7 protein-coding genes and 1 tRNA gene are annotated in these 21736 nt (G+C 63.8%); 3 read left to right on the top strand and 5 right to left on the bottom strand.

What is annotated here, in order from left to right; translation table 11 throughout:
• From ACFQ2S_RS10350 to ACFQ2S_RS10365, 4 genes are all read right to left on the bottom strand, one after another.
• A partial coding sequence (locus ACFQ2S_RS10350) for an Ig-like domain-containing protein (RefSeq protein WP_386074389.1) occupies nt 1-3547 on the bottom strand: 3547 nt, incomplete at its 3' end.
• A 43-nt stretch (nt 3548-3590) separates the two neighbouring features.
• On the bottom strand, nt 3591-8858 hold the full coding sequence (locus tag ACFQ2S_RS10355; RefSeq protein ID WP_386074390.1) for an Ig-like domain-containing protein: 5268 nt from the start codon (nt 8856-8858) through the stop codon (nt 3591-3593).
• Between the two features lie 143 nt (nt 8859-9001).
• A complete protein-coding gene (locus ACFQ2S_RS10360) occupies nt 9002-14698 on the bottom strand; it encodes a malectin domain-containing carbohydrate-binding protein (protein ID WP_386074391.1) in 5697 nt (1898 codons plus the stop codon).
• 80 nt (nt 14699-14778) lie between these two features.
• On the bottom strand, nt 14779-15162 hold the full coding sequence (locus ACFQ2S_RS10365; protein ID WP_386074392.1) for a hypothetical protein: 384 nt from the start codon (nt 15160-15162) through the stop codon (nt 14779-14781).
• 1617 nt (nt 15163-16779) lie between these two features.
• Between ACFQ2S_RS10365 and ACFQ2S_RS10370 the strand changes: the two genes are divergently transcribed.
• The 3 genes from ACFQ2S_RS10370 to ACFQ2S_RS10380 all read left to right on the top strand — a co-directional run bounded on the left by ACFQ2S_RS10370 (nt 16780) and on the right by ACFQ2S_RS10380 (nt 18727).
• Nucleotides 16780-17415 (top strand): histidine phosphatase family protein, encoded by a 636-nt coding sequence (locus tag ACFQ2S_RS10370; RefSeq protein ID WP_386074393.1) that lies wholly within the window; start codon nt 16780-16782, stop codon nt 17413-17415.
• A gap of 48 nt (nt 17416-17463) precedes the next feature.
• Nucleotides 17464-18189, top strand: a complete 726-nt coding sequence (locus ACFQ2S_RS10375; protein WP_386074394.1) for a helix-turn-helix transcriptional regulator — start codon at nt 17464-17466, stop codon at nt 18187-18189.
• A gap of 462 nt (nt 18190-18651) precedes the next feature.
• Nucleotides 18652-18727, top strand: a tRNA-Val gene (locus ACFQ2S_RS10380).
• 195 nt (nt 18728-18922) lie between these two features.
• On the opposite strand, the gene secD is transcribed toward ACFQ2S_RS10380, so the two are convergent.
• Nucleotides 18923-21523, bottom strand: a complete 2601-nt coding sequence (gene secD, locus ACFQ2S_RS10385; RefSeq protein ID WP_386074395.1) for a protein translocase subunit SecD — start codon at nt 21521-21523, stop codon at nt 18923-18925.
• Nucleotides 21524-21736: the final 213 nt, after the last annotated feature.

Here is a 21736-nt window from a genome sequence, read left to right on the forward strand (position 1 = left end):
CCTCGATGGTCAGAACGCCCTGCGAGGTCGCCCCGCGCGCGTCGCGGACCGTGTAGAGCACCACGTCGGTGCCGAAGAAATCGGCGTCGGGCGTGTAGTTCAGCGTCCCGTCCGAGTTTTGCGTCACCGTGCCGTTGGCCGGCTGCACCACACCGGCAAGAGCGAGCGGCAGATCCCCGTCGGCGTCGCCGTCGTTGCCGAGCACCGCGATGTTCGTGAGCGCGGTGTCCTCCTGCGACGTGGCGTTGTCGGGCGCCGCGGTCGGCGGAAGGTTCGGATTCGACACATTGACCGTCACCACCGCGCTGTCGCCGCCTGCGAGGGTGTAGCCGAAGCTGTCCGCTCCCTCGAACCCCGCCGCGGGGGTGTAGGTCAGCACCCCGCCGGCACTGGTGATCGTCCCGCCGTTGGCGGAGGTCGCGTCGAAGCTTGCGATGCTCGGCGCGGGGCCGTCGACATCGATATCGTTCGCCAGGACCGAGATCGCGACGGGCGTGTTCACCAGCGTCGCACCGCTGTCATCGTTGGCGATGGCCGGATCGTCGACCGGGCTGACCTCGATGGTCAGAACGCCCTGCGAGGTCGCGCCGCGGGCGTCGCGGACCGTGTAGAGCACCACGTCGGTGCCGAAGAAATCGGCGTCGGGCGTATAGTTCAGCGTCCCGTCCGCATTCTGCGTCACCGTGCCGTTCGCCGGCTGTACCACGCCGGCCAGGACGAGCGGCAGGTCGCCGTCGGCGTCGCCATCGTTGCCCAGCACGGCGATGTTCGTGAGCGCGCTGTCCTCCTGCGTCGTGGCGCTGTCGGGCGCCGCGGTCGGCGGAAGGTTCGGATCGACCGAGGGCGGCGCCCCGGTATAGATCTCGAAGCGGTCGATGGAGCCTTCGAGGAAGTCCTCGATCCTGTCGGCGACGCCGTCTCCGGAGCGCGATTGCGCTGCGCCGACGACCCAGGGCTCGTCGTTGCCGGCGAGGCTCACGTCGGCGCTGGCGTTCTGGGCGAGGAGCGTCAGGTTGCCGAGGCCGTCGTCCTGGAGCAGCTCCATGCCGCCCGCGTCGCTGAACCGGTAGACCAGCGAGATCTGCTCGCCTTCCGAGACCACGCCGGCGGCCGTCTCGACCGTATAGGAGGTCGACGTCGTCTGGTGGCGCACCAGCACCGCGCCGCCGTTGTCGACCCAGGCGCTCACATGGCCGCCGCCGTCGTAGCCCGAGCTGTCTCGAGAGAAGAGGCCGGACAGCCCGTTCAGGTCGGCCACGGTCAGGGTGATCGCGATGCTGCCCTCGTCGAGGTCGTAGAGCGGCAGGTCGGGGATCTCGACGTAGTCGTTCACCCCGTCGAACTGCGCAGCGCCGCCGGAAACGAACGCCCCATTGCGGAACAGCGCCGTGTTGTCCTGCTCCGTCTCGTCCCGGCCCGGTGCCCCCTCCTCGAACAGCCACAGACCGATGCCGTCGCTGCCCGGTGTGTCATCCTTGCCGTTGACGCTGACGTCGACCTGAGCGGTCGCCTCGGAGCCTTGCGCATCCGCGATCACATAACTGAAGCTGTCTGCCCCGGATTGCCCGGCATTCAACCCATCGAAAGCCCCGTTGGGGTCATAGCTGATCGTGCCATCGGACCGGAGCGTCGCAGTCGCGCCGCTGGGAAGCAGAATGGCCGTGTCGACAGTCGCATCGACACCGGCGATCTTCGTCACCACAATCGCATCGCCATCCGCGTCGGCGTCGTTGTCAAGCACCGACACCGTCACCGGCGTGTCCTCAGACGTGCTCGCCGTGTCGTCGCTGGCCACCGGGGGCGTGTTCTGCGCCGTCGCGTTGACGGTGGCGCCATCCGTGCCGTCCAGGATGCTGGCCCCGGCGAAGGTCACCCCGGTCTCGCGCGGGAAGGCGTCGTTGAAGGCAAGGTCCGTCGAGCCGGAGCCCACCACGTCAAAGCTGATCCTCGCCAGAGCGAGCGAGCCGGACGGGAAGTTCGTCAACGCGCCGCGCACGAAGTCGATCGTACCGGCGGAATTGTCGAAGGCGGCCGGAACCAGTTCCAGCGGAAGCTCGGCGCCGCTCAGCACCGTGATGCCGGTCGCCGCGAGAACGGCCGGGTCGAAGTCGAGGTGGAATTCGGCGGCGTCGTATTGCTGGCCCGCCCCGGTCTCGAGCAACACCAGCACCTCGAAGCTGTCCCCGACAGCGAGGTCGGCGACCGATTGAACACCGGCGGCAGAGGTGTCGGTGTCGATAACCATCCGCGCCGTGCCGTTCACCGTCACCTCGACCGTGGCCGTGTCGGTCCCGCCGTTGCCGTCCGAGACGTCGTAGGTGAAGCTGTCGGTGCCGTTGAACTCCGCATCCGGCGTGTAGGTGATCGTGCCGTCGGAGTTGACCTCGACCGACCCGTTCGCCGGATCCGACGCCCCGGTCACCACCACCGCATCGCCATCCGCGTCGCCGTCGTTGTCGAGCACCGACACCGTCACCGCCGTGTCCTCCGACGTGCTCGCCGTGTCGTCGCTGGCCACCGGAGGCGTGTTCGCGCCGACGCTGACCGAGACCGTCGCCGTCGCGCTCTCGCCCGACCCGTCGGTCATCGTGTATTCGAAGCTCGCAGCCCCGGTGCTGCCGGGCGTCGGCGTGAAGGTGATGACGCCGTTGTCGAGCCCCACCGTGCCGCCCGAGGCCGCCCCGACACCGGTCACACTGAGCGCCTGGGTCAGCTCCGGATCGCCGTCGTCGTCATTGGCCAGGAGGTCCGCCGCGTTGATCTCCAGCGCCGTGTTGAACGGCGTCGAGAAACCGGTGTCGTCGGACGCGACCGGCGCGTCGTCCACCGCGTTCACCGTCACCTCGACCGTGGCCGTGGCGGTCCCGCCGTTGCCGTCCGAGACGTCGTAGGTGAAGCTGTCGGTGCCGTTGAACTCCGCATCCGGCGTGTAGGTGATCGTGCCGTCGGAGTTGACCTCGGCCGACCCGTTCGCCGGATCCGACGCCCCGGTCACCACCACCGCATCGCCATCCGCGTCGGCGTCGTTGTCGAGCACCGACACTGTCACCGGCGTGTCCTCAGACGTGCTCGCCGTGTCGTCGCTGGCCACCGGAGGCGTGTTCGCGCCCCCGACAGACACCGTGGCCGTGTCTGTGCCTTCGAGGATGTTGTTTCCCTGGAAAGAAACAAAGCTGGGATCGAGTGAGCCGCCGAAGGCGAGATCTGTCGATCCTGCACCGACCACCTGGAAGGTGATCGTCGCCAAGACCAGGTCCCCGCTTGAAGAAGCCGCAAGAATACCTCGGGCGAAATCGATCTCGCCCAAGGTATTATCGAATGCCGCCGGAAAAATCGGGAGCGGAAGCTCTGCACTGCTCTCGCTGACGATGCTCGTGGCCGACAAGACGGCGGGATCGTAGCTGATGTGGAACTCGACGCCGTCGTACTGCTCGCTTGCGTCCGCCTTGAGCAGGATCTGCGCCTCAAAGGTGTCCCCGACTTCAAGGTCGGCCACCGACTGAACGCCGTCGGCAAGGGTGTCGAGATCAATAACAATACGGGCCATCTGGCAAGCTCCAATAGGGTAACAGGTTACGATCGACGCAAATTCAGATCTCGATCAGGTCCACGGAGGACAACTGAGGCAGGTCGGTGTTGAACTTCGATGACAGCACCGAGAAATCCAGCAGGTTGATCGCATTGTCGTATTTGATGTCTGCGCGAGCATCGAAGCCGGGGTCTCCAAGCGACGTGCCGAAGGCCGTAGATAGGATCGAGAAATCCAGAAGATTTACACGGCCATCCCCGTTGATATCCGCATCCAGCACGTCGCCGTAGCCGTCCAAGTTGGTATCGGCCTGATCGGTGTTGGCGACGAGGATCGCATTGTCGTTCAGGTCGGCGATGGTGTCGCCATCGCTGTCCTTCAGGAACTCGACGGTCACGTCCTGCACGGTCTGGTCCTCTCCATCCGAAGCGATGACCGAGATGTTGAGGGTCTGCACCACGTCCGCCACTGTCGCGATGTCCTCGTCGGCGATGGTGAAAACCGGCGCATCGACAAGCGTCACTTCCCCGGTCGTCGCATCGATGAAGAACCGGCTGGCGTCCGCTCCCGCGAGATCGAAGGTGACCGGATCGTTCTCGGGATCGGTGGCCGTTGCCGTGAAGACGGCTCCGGTCTGACCTTCGGTGAAGACGAAGGCATCGAGCGAGGTGATCTCGGGCGCCTGGTTGGGGGCCTCCACCAGCTTGAGCTCCGCCGGTTCCGCCAGGGCGCTGAGTAGGTTGCCCTGCCCGTCCACCACGCCGGCCGACAGGAAGAACAAGCCATCCACCGTCGCGGGCGCTGCCCCGTTGTCCGTCTCGTTCAGGGTGATGTTGAAGGTCGCCACCCCGGAACCGTCCGCCACGGCAGACAGGATTGTCGGTGCAACATCCATGTCGTTGCCATGGAAGAGATCCGAGGGCAGCGTGGCCGAGCCGTTCGCACCGTGCTTCTCGTAACCGGACGCATCGACGAGGTAGAGCTCCACCGTCGCCCCCGGCACCACGCCGCTGACCTCGACCGTATGGTTGACCGACGAGGTCTCGACCCGGCGCTCCGTATCGGTCGCTCCAACCACCTCGAGCGTCGGAGCGGAGACCGCCTGCGCGTTCGAGAAGGTCGCCTGCGACGTGTTGAGCCCGGTCAGCTCGAGTTGCCGCGTCAGCACGATGTCGTTTCCGAAGCCGTCATCGAAGGTCACGGTGATCGTTGTCCCGGCGATCTCGCCACCGGAGACGGCGCCGGCCTCGCCGGTGCCGGTCGCGCCCTGGATCGACTGCGGATCGATGTCCATTCCGAAGTCGAAGGCTTCGCCCACATCGAAGTTGTCGAAGTTCAGGGTCATCGTCCGATAGCCACCCGGACCGATCGGGCCCGCGAGCTGGTCGGTGAAGGGATAGATGCCGGTTGTCCCGATGAAGCCGGGAGACCCGGTGGCCGGCAGGATCGCTCCGGTCTGGTCCACCAGCCCGACAACATTGTCGTTGAACTGAAGACCCTGCGCGCCGGCGTCTCCAGCGCTGCCGGTCGGATCCCACGCGGCGCCAAGGAATGCGCCGGTTCCGGACAAATCCAGACCATAGGACATGGTCGCCGTTCCGATGTCGAACTCGACCGACTTGATCGTGACCCCTTCGGAGGTCGACGATGAGAGCGCGATATCGAACGCATTGGTCCCGAAGGTCGTTTCGCCGGACACCTGGATCGTGGCGTCGATCACAATGTTGGTCACGTCGACGGTGACGGTCGCGGTGCCGGTGTTTCCACCCGGGTCGCTGACCACATAGGAGAACGTGTCCTCCCCGCTGAAGCCCGCCGCCGGCGTGTAGACCACGTCGCCGCTGGTGTCGATCGCGACGGTGCCGCCATTGGCCGTCGAACCGTCCGAGCCGTCCGTCCCGACGCTTATGATCGTCAGGTCGCCCGCACCCGTGTCATCTGCATCCGTGTCGTTCGACAGCAGATCCGCGGCCGCGATGGTAAGTACCTGATCCAGCGGCGTGTTCGCGGAGTCGTCGCCGCCTACAGGCGCCGCATCGTCCTCGGTTACGGCGCCGGCACCGATCGCGTCGCCAAGCTGCAGCGTTGCGGTGATGGCCGAGCCTGTCGACGGCGCGATGGCCGTGAGTTCGATGCCGATGCGGTCGTCGGCATCCGCTTTGTCATCGTTGGCGACGGTCACGTCGATGGACGCGACACCGTTCACAAAGGTCACAGTGGCCGGGCTCACAGGCGCCGAGGCGGTGGTCCCCGTCAATAGGAAGGAGACATCCGCATCGCCGCTGATCGGCGCATCCGAGGTGAGCGTGAAGCTGAGCGTGGTCTCGCCCGTGTCACCGCTCTCGACCACGGTCGGATCGTCGACAGAGATCGTCGCGATCACGTCGTCCAGCGCCCGGATAGTCAGGAAGTCGTAGTTGGCCGTAATCCGGTTGTTCGCATTGGCCCCCCAGTCGGACACGAAGATGCCGTAGGCGAGCCCGCCCGTCCCCTCGCCGCCCGTAAGCGGGTTGTCGTTGGCCATCGCATCCAGAAGCGAGCTGTTCGCGAGGATATCCACCGGCGGGGACGTGAAGGACGTGAGCAAAGAGCCGTCCGATGCCGCGAAAAAGTCCACCTGACCGATGATCTGGCCGTTCGCGCCCGCTGCCTTGTCGACAATCAGGCGGAACTCGACGTCTCCCAAGAGGGTAAGGTCGATTGGGATCGCGCCCGAAGGAGCGAGCGTGAAGTTCGGCGCTCCGGCAAGCGAGTTGTTGTGCGCAATTTCAATTGCCGGCGTGCCGCCTGCCCGGTCACTGATCACCAGCTTCACGAAGTCGTCCGTTCCGCCCGCGCCAAGGGTGATCCCGTACTGGGAGTAGCCATTCTGCGAGGTAGAGGCCAACCAGTCGGCGCTGCTGGCCCGGGCGTGCACTTCGAACGTGGTCAGGCCGCTGACATCGACAGCCGATTGGTACCCGTCGGCCAACGTGTTGTTTGGGCCCGTGCCGGTGGAGAATGCGTCGGTTTCCGTCGAAAGGACGTTCAACGTCCCTCCGGAGATCGACACATCCGCCTCGTTGGTCCGATTGCCGTAGGGGTCCGCAGCCGTGGGGGTCCCGTAGTCGAAGCCCTGGTTCACCAGAATGCCGGTGAACCCGCCATCGGCGTCGAACGGATCGTCGGTCGGCGTTTCGAAGTCCTGCGTGAATTCTCCACCCGCGACCAGCACCCGGTCGAGACCGTTGCTGCCATCGTAGGCGAACGGATCGTCGATATTGAGAATGCCGTCGTCGTCGATGTCGGAGGGGTTCACCACTCCGTTGATCGAGATGGTTGCCGTCGCCGTGTCGACACCGCCGTTGCCGTCCGAGATCGTGTAGGTGAACGTATCCGCCGCGATTTCGCCCGCCGGCACGTCGATGCCGTTCGGATCATAGTCAAAAGTGCCGTCGCCATTCAGCGTCAGCAGGGCTCCCGACGGAAGCGTGATCTGGCTTCCGACGTCACCGGGCACGCCGTTGACCTCCGTCACGGTGAGTACATCGGTCAGATTCGCGTCGCTGTCCGGACCGTTGCCATTGTCGGCAAAGACATCGCCGCCCACGATCGCGGCATTCTCGTCGACGCTGAAAGCGTCGTCCTGCGCGACCGGATCGGCGTTGACGCTGTGCGTCAGGTAGATGGAATCGGTCACCGGGCCTTTCGGCAGGTCGTTGTTGGTCGGGTCGATGATCGACGCGACAATTCCCAGCGGGAGCGTGCTCTCGTCAACGGCCAAAGGTTGCCCCTCCGAGACCTGGGAGAAGTCGAACAGGCGGGAGATGTCCTGCGGCGCCCCCGTCAGAACGACGTCCACGGTCAGAAACTCGGCTGCATTGTTGGCCGGGAAGTCCGACGCCGCGAGCGCGGCGAGTTGCGCATCGAGCTGGTCGTGATATTCGTTCGGATTATTAGAGTCGTCCGGGAAGTTGTTGGTGAACGGCTGGATGATGCCCTTGGCGACCACCACGCGCACCGTCTCGCCGGCAGGGCCATCGATGATGATGCTCGGGCCGCCGTCCTGGTAGGTGCCCACACCGCCCGGAACGAGGCCGTTGACGGTCAACGTCGGAGACAGATCGGGCGAATCCTGGGTCGCGAGGCCCTTGGAGCCGGCCTGGTTGCCCGCGCCGCTCAGATACCCGGTGGCCGTGCTGCCGTCCGTGAAGGTCACGGTGAAGGTCGAGCCGATCAGCTCGGCCCCGGAGATGCCCCCGATATCCCAAGCCGGGCTTGCGCCGCTGTCGAGAATGGATTTCAGCGCGCCGGCGATGGAATTCGGATCCATGTCGACCGCGAACCCAACCGATTCACCGCTGTTGAAGCCACCGGAGGAATTCGGATCGAAGGTCAGCTGGATCCCTTCGAAGCCCTGAATGCCGCCCGCACCGATGTAGCTCGACCCAGGCGCGCCACTGGTGCCGATGTCCGGAGCGTCAACGCCGGTGCTGCCGGCGGTATTGATCGTCAGGTGCTTCGCGGTGAGGTCGCCCGCCTGGCCGAACGGGTCGAAGACCGCATCGGTAAAGATCGCGTTGGTCACGTCGATCTCGACCTTGGCGATGTCCTTGTCGCCGACATTGGAGAGCACGAAGGAGTTGTTTCCGAAGTTCGACGACTGAACATTGTCGGAATTGACGGTGACTTCCAGCGTCGCCGCGCCGACCAGCACGATCTCCCGATCATAGCCGGCATCGACATCGGAGACGACGTCGCCAGCCACCACGGTAACCGGCTGGGTTTCACCGTTGTTCGACGGATTCGCGTCGCTGTCGATCATGTCGTCAGCCCCGGCGTTGGGTGCAACCAGCGAGTCACCCTCGAGAGCGGTCGGGAAGCGAACCGAGTAGGTTCCATCCGCCAGGTTCGCGAAGACATAGCCGCCGTCATCGGCCGACACCGCCGTCGCGACAAGCGAACCGGCGCTGTCGAGCAGTTCGACGGTGACACCGGCAATCCCGGGCTCACTGTCATCGACATTGTTGTCGTTCGCGTCCACGAACACCCGCCCCGAGATCTCGGCTCCCGGCAGAACCAGTTCGGAGAGCGCCTGACCGTTCAGGTTCGAGAAGGATCCGAGGCCGTTGTTGCCGGGGTCGGTCTCGAAGAATTCGAGCGCGATCTTGTCGATCTCGAAGCCGGCAGAGCGCTCGGACAGGAGGAAGTCGTAGGTCTTTCCGCCTTCGACCGGAACGACAATCGGCTGGCCGTTGTTGTCGACGTTCTTGTTCGCCAGAGTCCAGGAGGTCGACGCCCCGCCGCTTTGGTAGGTCTTGTAGAAGCCGTTATTGCTGACGAGGGGCACGGAGCGATCCAGCGCGGGCACGTCCACCCCGTCGAGCTGGATCTTCGTCCAGGCGTCGTTCTCTTCCGTCGGATCCGCCCCCTGATAGCTCGAGATCAGATTGATCCGGATGAAGCCGTCGGTTTCCGGCGTGAACTTGTAGGTCAGCGTCTCGCCGTTGCCTGCGTTGTTGCCGAAATGATCGGAGTGGTCTCGATGTAGTCGTTGGACGGCTGGGCGTGTCCTGCCTCAAGCTGAGACGGATCCTTGATCTCGAACCCGCCGGGCCCGTTGTTCAGGCCATCCTCGGCTTCGAAGATGAAATTGCCCTGCGGGTTGGGCAGGTAGGATCCGCCCGGCCCGGTGGCGGAGGCGTCGAACTCGACCACGAGCTTGTTGCTGGTCGGGCTGGTCTGGCCATTCGCGCCATTCACGACGGCCACGAAATGGTTCAACCCGCCCTCGTCATCGCTGTCCAGCAGCGTGACCGGCACGGCGAGCTGGCCATTGGCATCCAGCGTTCCGGTGAACACCGTGCGATTGATGGCGCTGTTCGCCTCGTACGGGTCCACATCGTAGCCGTCCGGCGCGTTCGGGCCATTGATCCCGTCGATGAACATGCCGGCTTCGACCTGAAGCAGGGTCACCTCGGCGTTCGGCGCTCCGAGGATCACGATGGTCTGGTTCGCGCTGTTGACCGTGGAGGGGCTCGCGCCGTCGAGCAGGCCGATTGTCGGCGCGACGGGCGCACCGGCAGTGACGACCGCAACGGCGTCCGCCTCGTTTCCGGCATCGAACAGGTTGCTGGTGACGGAGGTGCCGTCCTCGAACTCAACGGTCACCGTGCTGCCGATCAGCTCGAAGCCCGACACCGAGCCGGATGCACTCGGCCCCGGCGAAGTGGCGCCCTTGATGCTGATCGGGTCGACATCGAGCCCGAAGGTCAGCGTCTCGCCATTCTGGAAATCGCTGAAGTCGATCTCGAGGCCGTAGAAGCCGCCTTCATAGGCGCCCGTGAAGCTGTGGCTGGTGACGCCGGTCGTCACTTCGCTGCCGCCGTCGGGCGTGAAGCCCTTGGCCGTGCCGTCGCCGGCAGTGCCGTTCGGATCGAACACGACCTCCGGCAGGATCGCGGAGGACAGGTCGAACGTCACTTTCGTGATGGCGACATCGCCGGTGTTGGAGATGTTGAAGGACTGGTTCCCGAAGGTGGAGCCGTTGATGCCGGTGGTATCGACGAGGATCTCCGCCGCGGCCGTGGAGGCCGGGATTTCCTCGGTCACCAGTTCCAGCGTGCTGACCGTCAGATCCTGGTTCTGGTTGAACCAGAGCGTGTAGACGCCCGGCCCGAGCGGCAGGGACAGCCCGTTGGTCGGTTGTCCGGCGCCCTCGACCGTGTTCGAGGCAAGGAGCGGAAGGATGTCGTTGCCCACTTGCGACTCGTTGAAGACCAGCCCACCGTCAAGCGTCGCTATGCCGTTCTCGATGTCCGACTGGCTCGGCATCGTGCTGCCCTGCTGGATGCCGAGGAACACCGCGTTGGCGCCTTCGTTCACGAAGTCGAGCAGGTTGATAGCGGTCAGTTGCTGGCCGGCCTGAACCTCGAAGGTGATGAAGTCGGAGTCCGAGAACTCGCCGCTGGACACGAGCGTGTTGGCACCAAGGTTCAGCGTGACGTCGTCCGGGTTCTGGTTGTCGTTGGAGAAATCGTCGCCAGCGGCCGGCGTGCCGTTGAAGCTGTCGACAGCCTCGTCCTCTTCGGCCAGCAGGATCTCGATCCACTTCAGGGCCGGGTTCTCGATGTCATGGATGAACTCCAGATCCAGAACGCCGTCCGTCACTGTCGCGGTATAGGACAGCATGAAGGCGCCCCCCGCACCGGCGAATTCGTACGGGTCGATGTCATCGAACACCGCAGGCACGGTGCCCTCGACCGAGACGTCGAACTGACGCTGGTTCGCTTCCGTAATCCCGTTGAAGATTTCTGCGAAGAACAGGTTGACGATGTACTCTCCAGCGCCGGCAACCGGGAACTCCCACTTCATTTCAGGAGCGCTCGCCGCATCGTAGCGCTCCGTGTTGAACAGAGCGTCGGGCGCTGCCGCAGTGATTCCCGCGTCGTAGCTCGTCACCTGGTAGGCGGAGCCGGCGTTGGTGTTGTATGTGCTGCCGCCGGAGCTGTTGGCGGTCAGGTAGGCACTGTTTCCTGCATCGCCGAAGTTCCCGGTATCGGCCGACCAGGCAAGCGCAGATCCGTCGGCCGCCGCAAGCTCCCCGCCGCCGACGTTGATACGATAGAGCGGATCGCCGGGCGCAGCCGCGTTGAAGAACGTGTAACCGGAGGTTGACGGTGTGACGGCGTTCCCGGCTTCGTCCGTTACGCCGGACACCTCGAACGTATAGGGCGTGTTGGCGGGCCATCCGCCGTCGGGTGCATCGACGATGTACTCGGCAACAATTGTCGGATCTCCGTCGGCGCCGCTGGTGATGTTGACAAGGGTTGGATCAGTCCCGATGGAGCCGCCGCTGACGGACAGGGTCGTTGCGAGAATCGAGTCCTCATCGACACCTTCGTTGTCGGTGAAGGTTACGAGAACGATGATCGGCTGATCGTTGCCGGCTTGCGTGCTTAGAGGCTGAACGTCGATCTCGGAGATCTCCGGGGCGGTCGTGTCCACCGGCACACCCGACGTCGGGCCGTAGATCTCGATACCGTTGACGAGCGGGTTCTCGACGACGTGTTCCCAGAGGATGTTCAGGGTCCCGTCGGTGACATTGGCTTCGTAGCTGAAGAGGCCGCCGACCTGATCGCCGATGGTGTCGATGAGATCGAGATCGTCCGCGACCAGATTGCCTTCGATCGAGATGTCGAAGACACGTTGGCCAACAGCCGAGGTTCCGGCAAAGCCATCGGCCATGAGAAGGTTCACCGTGTAGATGCCTGCAACAGGCGCATCGAAGGTGAACTCCATTTCCGGTGCCGCACCCGGATCCCAGCGTTCCGTTGCGAAGATCGCCAGAGGCACGTAGGACGGCAGTTCGTAGGGCGACGGAGCGGTTGCCGCAGAGACCGCGCTCGGGCTGGACAGATTCCCGGTGTTGTTCGCGAAGCCGTCTCCGGACTGCGCCCCGGCGCCGGTGTTCGCGGCCCAATCCATCTCGCCATCGATGGCAGCAACGAGACCTCCGCCAACGTTGACGCGATACAGAAGCTCGCTCTGGGCGACATTTGTCAGAACGAAATCGCCGTTCACGTCTTGCCCCTGGATATTCTGAAGCGGGACATCCCCGGCAAACGTGATCGTCGTGTCGGCGTTCCCGTCGTTGTCGGTGTCGATGCCGATGATCGCCGATCCGGCGATGCGCGACACGATCTCGGAACCGGCCGCACCTTCGATCACGACCTGATCGTCATCGCCGAAGTCGCCGACGGTGTCGCCATCAAGGTTGGCGGCCGAGCCGGTGACCGTGTTCGAGCCACCACCGAGGTTGACGGTGTGTTGGCCGGCACCGGCCAGAACCCTGTTGTTGTCATCGTTCAGCGTGACGGTCACGCCGTCGTTGTCATTGCTGGCCAGGTCGACATTCTCGAAGCCGTCCGGCAGAACGACGCTCTCCGACCCGTTGTAATCGATCGTATCCTCGCCTGGGGTCGGCGTTGCGTTGTCGATGTCGGACTGGGTGTCGGCCGGAACCAAGGTATCCGGGAACTTCGTCGACGTGATCTCCATGTCGACGAAATTCGCCTCGAAGGGCGTTTCGGTCCCGAAGGAGGTCGCCAGCAACGTGACGATGGCAGAGGACGGCAGGTCGTTCCCGCTCTCGTCCTGGATGGTCTTCTGACCGGTCACGGCCTTCAGAACCTCGCCCTGCAGCGTGATCGGACCGCCGATCGCCTTGGGCTGGGCCAGCACCATGCCGCCGCCCGGCGTGAGTTCGTAGTTGTAATAGGCCTGAGCCGTAGGTGTGCTTTGGGTCAGATCGACCGTGAGATAGAGTTCGAAGATCGAATTGCCCGTGGCATTCGTCGCGGCATCGTTGAAATCGGCATCCTGGGTGCCATTGACGGGTATGTCCACAACGCCCGCGTCGCCCTCTTCGTAGTAGACCTGCAAGCGGGGAACGCCGCCGCCGACCCCGGCCACCACCTTGAGGTAGTTTTGCTGCGATCCGTCACCGAGCGCGAAGCCGACCGCTCCGAAATTCTGATCGAGCCCCACGCTGGAGTAGGGATTGAAGATCGGCACTCGGATGGTGAAAGTTGCAACGTCATCGGCGGGGGTGAAGCCACCCTGCAGTGCGTCGTTCTGCGTATTGTTGCCCAGGAAGGCATCCCCGTCGTCCACCTGCTTGATCTGCACGACGCCCGGGGCACCGCCACGGATCGTGTTGTTCAGATCGGTCAGCAAGTCCGCGCTCGGGTCGTCGATCAGCACGTCCGGGTTAATCTCGCCTGACCCGTCGATCATCCAGCCGTTCATGCCGATGTTGTATTCGCCGCTCGGCCCGGGATTGACGCCCGCCGCAGGATTGAAGTCCCAGAACAGGGTCTCCCCCCCCTGAAGGATGGTCTGCGTGCCGTTGTCCGGGTCGAACTGAAGGGGATCGTTCTTGTCCAGGACGCCGTCGTCGTCGGCATCGAGATCGACCCCCGGCGGATCGCCGGGCTCCAGCACGATGATGTTGTCGGCACCAATCTGGGCGACAAACATCGCCCCCGCCCCGGTACCGCCGCTGCCGGGAATCCCGCTGTTGTCCAAAGCGGTCACGTCGAGCGGCGTACCGCCGACGCTGATCGACTGGGTATCGGTGACGGTCGATCCTGCGGCCGTGCCGTCCGTCCCGACCTCGATCAAAGTCAGGTTTCCGTTGAAGGAGACCGTCGCCAGGTATTCGGTGCCGGGTCCACCATCGCCAATGTTGTCGGCGGTGTATTCGGTGATGCCATTGGTCGAGGAGCCGATGGACAGGAGGGACTCGTCCTTCGGGCCGGGATTGCTGTCGCCCCCGTAGTAGACCCCCTCGATCGGATTGGTGATGCCGCCGGTGATCGTGTCCCAATCCTCCGGCAGATCGTCCCAGACCGTGGTGGGATCGTTCGACGGATCGCTCGTGGGCGTGAGCTGGACATCCTCGCTGAGCCCGCCGCCCTGACCGGACCAGAGGCCGGCCGCCGCTCCCGAGGCGCGGGTCGGGTTCGGATGGCCCCCATAGGTGCCTTCCTGAACGATGTGGAGATTGTCCGGGTCGGAGTCGTTCGTATTGTCGGTGAGATTGGGCTGGTTCGTCGCAACCTGCGTGTCGCTGGTAACCTCGGTGCCGTCGTCCGCGACCGGATCCCCGCCCCAGCCGTTGTTCGGACCGTTGTCGAAGGTGTAGAGGTTCCCGGCTTCGGTAATCACCACGTCGTAGGCATTCCGATAGCCCGGTGAATAGACCTGCACGGGCCCGTCCGGATCGTATTTCGCCTGGTTCCGCCCGTCGTTGCCGCCAAACGTGTCGCCGGCTTCCTGATCGGCCGCACCCGTGGTGCCAGTGGCGCTGTCGATCGCGCCATCACCCGTAACGGCGGTCACGTTGCTGCGGGTCGGATCGTCCAAAGTCGGAAGCGCGTAGACGTATTCGTCCACATAGGCCGTTCCGCCGTTCAGCCCGCCGTTTGCCAGCAGTTCCTGTTCCATTTCCGTGAGCTGGGTCAGATCGATCCGCAGCATCGCGGCCGAGTAGTAATACTCTGGCGTATAAGCGAAATTGTTGGACGGAGCGCCCTTGTTGTCATGGCCGCCGGACATGACGTACATGATCTCGTGCGTCTCGAAAACGCCCGGCGCGACCTCCACGTCCTCAAGGCGAATGTCCATGCCGTTGGTCGAATGGTTCTCTTCAGACCGCGGAAGGCCGATCACCAGATCGACCTTGTCCCAGGAAGTGCCATTCCATGTCAGGCGCGAGATGATCCCCGAGTTCGTGTCGAGGTTCGAGTCGTTCCCGCTCCCCCCGCCCCGATCCGCGGATCGCTCGAACTCACGTACAGGACCGGATTCTCCGCGGTCCCCTCGACCACAATCCCTGTCACCTGGCGGTTGCTCACGCTCGTATTCAGATCCCCGTCATCGTCGTGGTTCGGGATGTCGTTGATGAGTGTGATCGTCTCTTCGTTCGAGGCCACCCAGGTGTCGCCCGACTTCGTGAGATCGTATGCCTTGATGATCCCGTTTTGCTGGGAAACGTACAGCCGTCCATCCGGACCGATCTGCAACGATGTCGGGTTGTTGAGGCTGGTTCCGGTCAGCGTGGTTTGCGAAAAGGTCTGAGTAATGGCCATGACTGTGTCCTACTCCGAAATAACTCGTCGTCAGGTTGACTTGCGTGATGGAGAATTCGTCCGGGGAACGAGGGGGCTAGAGAGTAAACCTTCGGAGGTTCCGGTCAGCCGGCCCTTGCTCTCGATGAGGCTCCCGGCGAAGTTGCGCCTCGGGACATTCCCCGGCGCCAATTGCCGGGCTTTGCGGCAACGCATCGCCCGGGACAGGGCGGCGATGCCGCACCCTGGCATGCCCCGAGATGTCCCGAACATCCGTCCGGGTGCTCGAATGGGTCGCCTGGCATCTGTTGAAACGGAACGGATTCAAGTGAACGCTCAGTTTCCAGGGAAATTTGCCCCTCCGGAATTCGAGATGGTCCACGCCTCGAAAACCGTCTTCGGCTGCTGGGTTGAATGGCGCTCGTGGACTGATTTCAGTCCATCCTCCGAAACACCCTCCGAAAGTAGCCCCGATGCAATTTCCAGAAATGACTTCTGCCGTTTCGAGCGAAATTTCGCCGCAGCAGAGAGAATTTCCTCCAAGACTCATACCCCCCCCAATCTACACCCTGTGAAAACTCACAGGAAAAAACGAGATACAACACTCCCAACGCCGTTTCAAAGCGGCGATCCATGAAATTCATTTACCCTGGAGAAAACACGAAAGCCGGAAACCAGCGCTCGCATCAAACCCCACCCACAGACACAAGGAACCCCGAGAGTCCAAATGCGCCTCAAACTGAGGCGTGCCATATACCAAAGGGTTAATAATCGCTCCAAACGAGAACAATTTGTATCCAAAACAGAAACAACGAGCTGCATCGACAAATTGCCCCTCTAGAGACCCGGACCGCGTGCAAGACCGTTTTCGACGCTAACCCCCGCCGCGCGCGCCCAATCTCAAAGCGCGATCCCTACGGGGCTTTTGGATTTTATCAAACAAATTCAATAATTTATGTAGCCCTCACGGGAGCGCAACCCAATCCCACCATGCCAATCCAGTTCTCCCGCTCCAGTTTGCAGGGCGGGAAGATCTCTTCAGGATCGGTCAGCACCGAAATCACTCAAACCGCGGGGCAAAAAAGTTCTTTCTCACATGATTTAGATCATTAGAGCACGTGCTTTCCCTGCAATCACGCCTCCGAATCGGTTGGGACTTCTTTCCAGAAGACCGGCCCGATACTCCTTTGCCCCACTCCCAACCCCAGAGATTTGCAACTTTTGCATAGTGCCTCGGTGAAGCGTTGTGCTCTCGTTCCATCAGTCAAAGGCGGTATGAAATCGAAGAATCCGAGGTGGCTCGCCAGACCTAATCAGAAATATCCAGGGGGCGGATCGCGAGGAATTGACCGTTTCTCGACAGCGGCGCCGAAATGATCAGCTCCGGAGACGCGTTGTTTCGTCTCTCACAGTTGCGAAGGCGGCACCATTGCAAACCCGTGATCCAGCGGTGCGTAATGCCAAGGCATGGGCTCGTGCAGCTTGACCGGGGTCGGCGAGTTGCAGGACCCCGAGCCTCGGTCATCCCGGCCGTCCGCCAGGCAGCGTGCATATCCATCCTTGGTTCAAGTCAGCCAAAGTGAGTATACGAACTCGGAGCGATTGCATGAGTGTGCGCGACAGGGTGATAAACGGAAGATGGTCCAGTTCGCTTTCCCCAACCGTCAGCATTCGCCCGACGCTGTCCTCCCATCTGCCGACGCGATGCCCGAGTTCTATATCCTGCGACACGGCGAAACCCACTGGAACGTCTCCGGTCGTATGCAGGGGCGGCTGGACTCGCCGCTGACGGCCCTTGGTCGGGAGCAGGCAGTGCGGCAGGGCCATATCCTGCGGGTAGCCGGCGCCGGCAGGCTCCCTTTGCTGTGCAGCCCGAGCGGCCGCGCCTTGGCAACTGCCGCGCTGGCACTGCCGGGGAGAGCGCCGATGATCGATGACCGCCTCGGCGAGATCGGCATGGGCAATTGGCAGGGCCTGACGCGCGAAGAGATTTTTGCCGGCCGCCCGGAGCTGGCCGACGATCCCCATCCCTTTCTCTGGAAATTCTCCGCACCCGGTGGCGAGACGGTGGCGCAAATGCAGACCCGTATTGCCGAGTGGGTCTCGGAACGGCGTGAGCCAGCAATCGTGGTCACCCATGGCGTGACCTCTCAGTTCCTGCGCGGTGCGTTGCTTGGAATTGATGTCGCGGCAATGTCGGGTTTGGAGGATTGCCAGGGCGTGGTTTACCGTGTCGCCCACGGACGTCAGGAGCGACTCGAAACCGGGTGCTGAGCCCTGGGGTCCGCCGGTACGGCAGGTATAAGGTGGAAAGGGGTTTGGATGGCCAGCTGCGAGGAGTTCATCATACGTCTTCGCGAGGCCCACGATACCGATGCGCTCTGGAAGGCCTCGCTCGACTTCTTCCACAAACGCGGCGCGATACGCGTCAGCTATCGTCACTTCCTGTCGGATTATGAAAGTGAGCTCGAACCGACGATTTTCCACGACGGTTTCCCGGAGCGCCTTGCGACCCGCTTCATCGAGGAAGAACTCTTTCGCAGCAACCCGATCGCCCTGATCGCCCTGGCCACCACCGAACCCTTCTACTGGTCCGATACCGAAAGGATGGCGGATCTGTCCGAGGAGGCGCTGAGAATTCTCGACATCCTGCGCGAGGAAGTGTCCGGCGACGGGGTCATCCTGCAACTCTTCGGACCGGATTGCCGGAACGGCACCGTGAATCTCGGGTTTCCGGAGGGCGCGCCGAGGCTGTCGCCGGACGCGCTGCGCGAGTTGCAGCTTGTCGCGCAGGCCGCACACCTTTCCTACTGCAAAATGGTCTCCACCACACCTCAGACCCCGCTCGGCATGACCGCCCGCGAGTTGGAGGTGCTGGAATGGATCGCGCGTGGCAAGTCCAACTCGGTGATCGCCGATATCCTCGGCATCTCGGTTCATACCGTCGACACCCATGTGCGGCGCATCTTTCGCAAGCTGGGCGTGAACGACCGCACAACGGCGGCGGTCAAGGGGCTCGGCGCTGGCCTGGTGCAGGCGGTGGCCTGACGGGCATCCAGACGCGCCAACCCATGCGGCAAGCGTACAACATGGTTGTCACGCGACTACGGGACTGAATCCGTGCGTCTCGGTCCCCTATATCCGGATCACTGCAGACAAGGCTTAGCACCGCGCCGAGCTGAGGGTGTGCGGCACCGGGAAGGAACCGGGACCGAGGACTCCCAAGTGTCCTGTTCCGGGGTGCTGAATGTCGCGTCTGTGCAGTGCCTGGTGGCCTTTCTCGTTTCAGCCACCGGATGACGGCGACCTCTCCTCAAAGAGAGGGGCGTTCGACGACGGCACCACTCACGTGCAACTGGTTGCGTGCCACGGCGCGCATCGGGCGGCGGGTTCATGGGGATGACCTGCCGCCCACCCTTCTTCGGGACGGAGCGTGCGGGCCGGCTGTTTCGCTTCCTCAGGAATCGGCCTTGCACAGTGCCGGCGCGTCGCGGTATCAGGCCGAATGTCGGGTGATTAGCTCAGTTGGTAGAGCGCTTCGTTTACACCGAAGATGTCGGCGGTTCGAGCCCGTCATCACCCACCACCAGCCCCGATAATACTTTTGACCTCGAAGCTTTAGCGCTTTTCTGCCCCCCGCGGACGAGCTCTTGCCGTGCCTTTGCCGGTCGAGACCGGTCTAGAGCAGCGCGGGCGAGTCTGCACCGCCCAACGTTCTTCGCAGGATGTCGAAGCGGTGCCCCGCCCGTGCCTGCTGGCGTCACGGACAGGGCGCGCAGTCTTAGGCTTCGATGTGGTCAAACCGGCCGACAGGCTTCCGCGCCTCCGGCAGTCTCCGGTCAACGCCAAGGAACAGGACGATGTTCTTGGCCACGTAGATCGACGAATAGGTACCAACCACGATCCCGAAAGCGATGGCCAGCGCAAAGCTCCGGATGACATCCCCGCCGAACAGCAACAGCGCCAACAGGGCGATCAACGTGGTCGCCGACGTCAGCACGGTCCGGCTCAGCGTTTCGCTGGCCGAGAGGTTAAGCAGGTCCCGCAGGGGCATCGAGACATGGCGCCTGAGGTTCTCGCGCACCCGGTCGAAGACGACGACCGTGTCGTTGATCGAATACCCGAGGATGGTCAACAGCGCCGCCACGAAGGCTAGGTCGATCTTCAACCCCAGAAGGGCGAACAACCCGAGCGTCAGCAGGATGTCGTGCACGAGGGCCACGACCGCACCAACGGCGAACTGCCATTCGAAGCGCATCCAGACATAGGCGAGAATCGAGAGCACCCCGCCCGCGATCGCCATCATCGCGGCATTGACCAGTTCCGGAGAGACCTTGCCGCCGATGCTTTCGCTCGCGGTGAAGCTCATGTCCGGGTCCACCTGCAACAGCGCCGTGCGCACTTCCTGCACCTGCTCCGACGACAATGCGGCACCGCCCGATGCCCCGTCGCTCTCGGCGGCGATTCGGAGGTTCGCCACATGGGCCGCGTCCGCCCCGCCCGAGCCGAAGACCTCGGACACCGCCACGTCGGCGAACCCGAGGTCGCTCAGCGCGCCCCGGTACTCCTCCAGTTGCAGCACATGTGGCGTCTCGATGCGCAGGCTGGTTCCGCCGGTGAAGTCAATGCCGAGGTTGAGGCCGAGCGTGGCGATGAGCAGGATCGAGGCCAGCATGGCGGTGGCGGAGGCACCGAAGGTCACCCATTGGAGGCGGAAGAAGTCGATCACCGGCTGCCGGTCGAGAAAGCGGAACAGCCCGTTCAGCGGCAGGCGCGAGGGGCGACGCCATTCCAGCCAACTCTGAAGGATGAGCCTTGTGACCACGAGGGCTGTGAACATGGAAGTCAGGATGCCCAGCCCCAGGGTGATGGCGAAGCCGCGCACCGGGCCGGCGCCGAGCCAGAACATCAGCCCCGCGGTCAGAAGGCCGGTGAGATTGGCATCGAGGATCGAGGAGAAGGCATTGTCGAACCCGCGCCCGACCGCCCGCCACAGGTTCCGCTCGCTGCGCACCTCCTCGCGGATGCGCTCGAAGATCAGCACGTTGGCATCCACTGCCATGCCAAGGGTCAGGACGATCCCCGCGATCCCCGGCAGGGTGAGCGTCGCCCCCACGACGGACAGCACGGCCATCAGGATCACCATGTTGACCGCCAGCGCGGCGACAGCCGCAAGGCCCAGTCCGCCGTAGCAGACCAGCATCAGCACGCTGACGGCCGCCAGCCCGATCAGCCCGGCATTCAGGCCTGCGGTGATGCTCTCGCTCCCCAGTTCGGGACCAACCGCCTTTTCCTCTAGGAAGGTCAGCTTTGCCGGCAGCGAGCCGGACCGCAGCAGCGTTGCGAGCTGGGTGCTTTCGTCGACGGTGAACTGCCCGGTGATGATGCCGCTGCCGCCCGGGATATGGTCCTGGATGACCGGCGCCGACAGGATCTCTCCATCCAGCACGATGGCGAAGGGGCTGCCGATGTTTGCGGCGGTGAAATCACCGAAGGCACGCGCGCCGGCCGTGTCGAAGCGGAACGAGACCGCCGGCCGCCCGTTCTGATCGAAACTCGCCTGCGAATCCGTCAGGTGATCGCCCGACACCACTGGCTTCGGGTCGAGCTGGTAGGTCTGCCCGGTCTCCCCTGCCAAGGGCAAGGTGAGGGCGCTGTCGTCATCTTCGCTCCCACGCGGCAGGACCTCGTGAAACGACAGCTGCGCGGTGGTCCCGATCAGGTCCTTGAGAGCCTCTGCGTCGGAGAAGCCCGCCACCTCGATCACAATCCGGTCCTCGCCCTGCCGCAGGATGGTCGGCTCGCGGGTTCCTGCCTCGTCGATCCGGCGGCGAATGGTTTCAAGGCTCTGGGAGACCAGCTGGTCGGTCAGCGCCTGCGTGCCGGCATCGGAGTAGCGTAGCACCAGCACGCCCTCCTCGAGCGTGACGTCCAGATCCTGCGCCGCCAGGCCAGCCGGCGTCACGACACTCGAAGCGAAGCCTGCCGCGATCTCGGCTGCCCGCTCGGAGAAGTCCGCCGGTGTGAGCGCGATGCGCATTTCCCCGGAAGGCGCATCCACCCGCCTGATCTGGACCGAGCTGCCCCCTTCCTCGCGCAGGGCATCGCGCAGCGAGGGCCACAGGGCGGCGAGGCGCTGGTCGACCGCGCCGGGCACGTCCACCTCGGCCAGTAGGTGCGCGCCACCGCGCAAATCGAGCCCGAGGTTGATGAGCGAGGACGGCATCCAGCCGGGCCAACTCACCGCCACCGATTGCCCGGCGGCGGTGGACTGGTTCTGCGCGTCGACACGCGCGTAGAAGGCGTTGGGCAGCGCGAGCCACAGGCACAGCAGGCAAATGCCCCAAACGCCGATGCGTTTCAGAAGTGTAGGTCGTTTCATGATCTCTCCACGACGGAAGCGGGCTCGCGGCCCGGCGTTCCTGTCGGTTGCGTGGTGTCGTTGGGAGTGCACGCGCAAACTGCCTCCGGACGGAAGCGGTCGTTAGCGCGATCAGATCATGTCGACGGGAGGTGCGCGGCTGCGATGGGCCCGCGAGACCCTTTGCGGGCCTGCCGGAGGCGCCCTTGGCGCGGCCAGGTACTCAAAATGTTG

It is taken from the genome of Tropicimonas aquimaris, assembly GCF_042676185.1.
Classification (GTDB): domain Bacteria; phylum Pseudomonadota; class Alphaproteobacteria; order Rhodobacterales; family Rhodobacteraceae; genus Tropicimonas; species Tropicimonas aquimaris.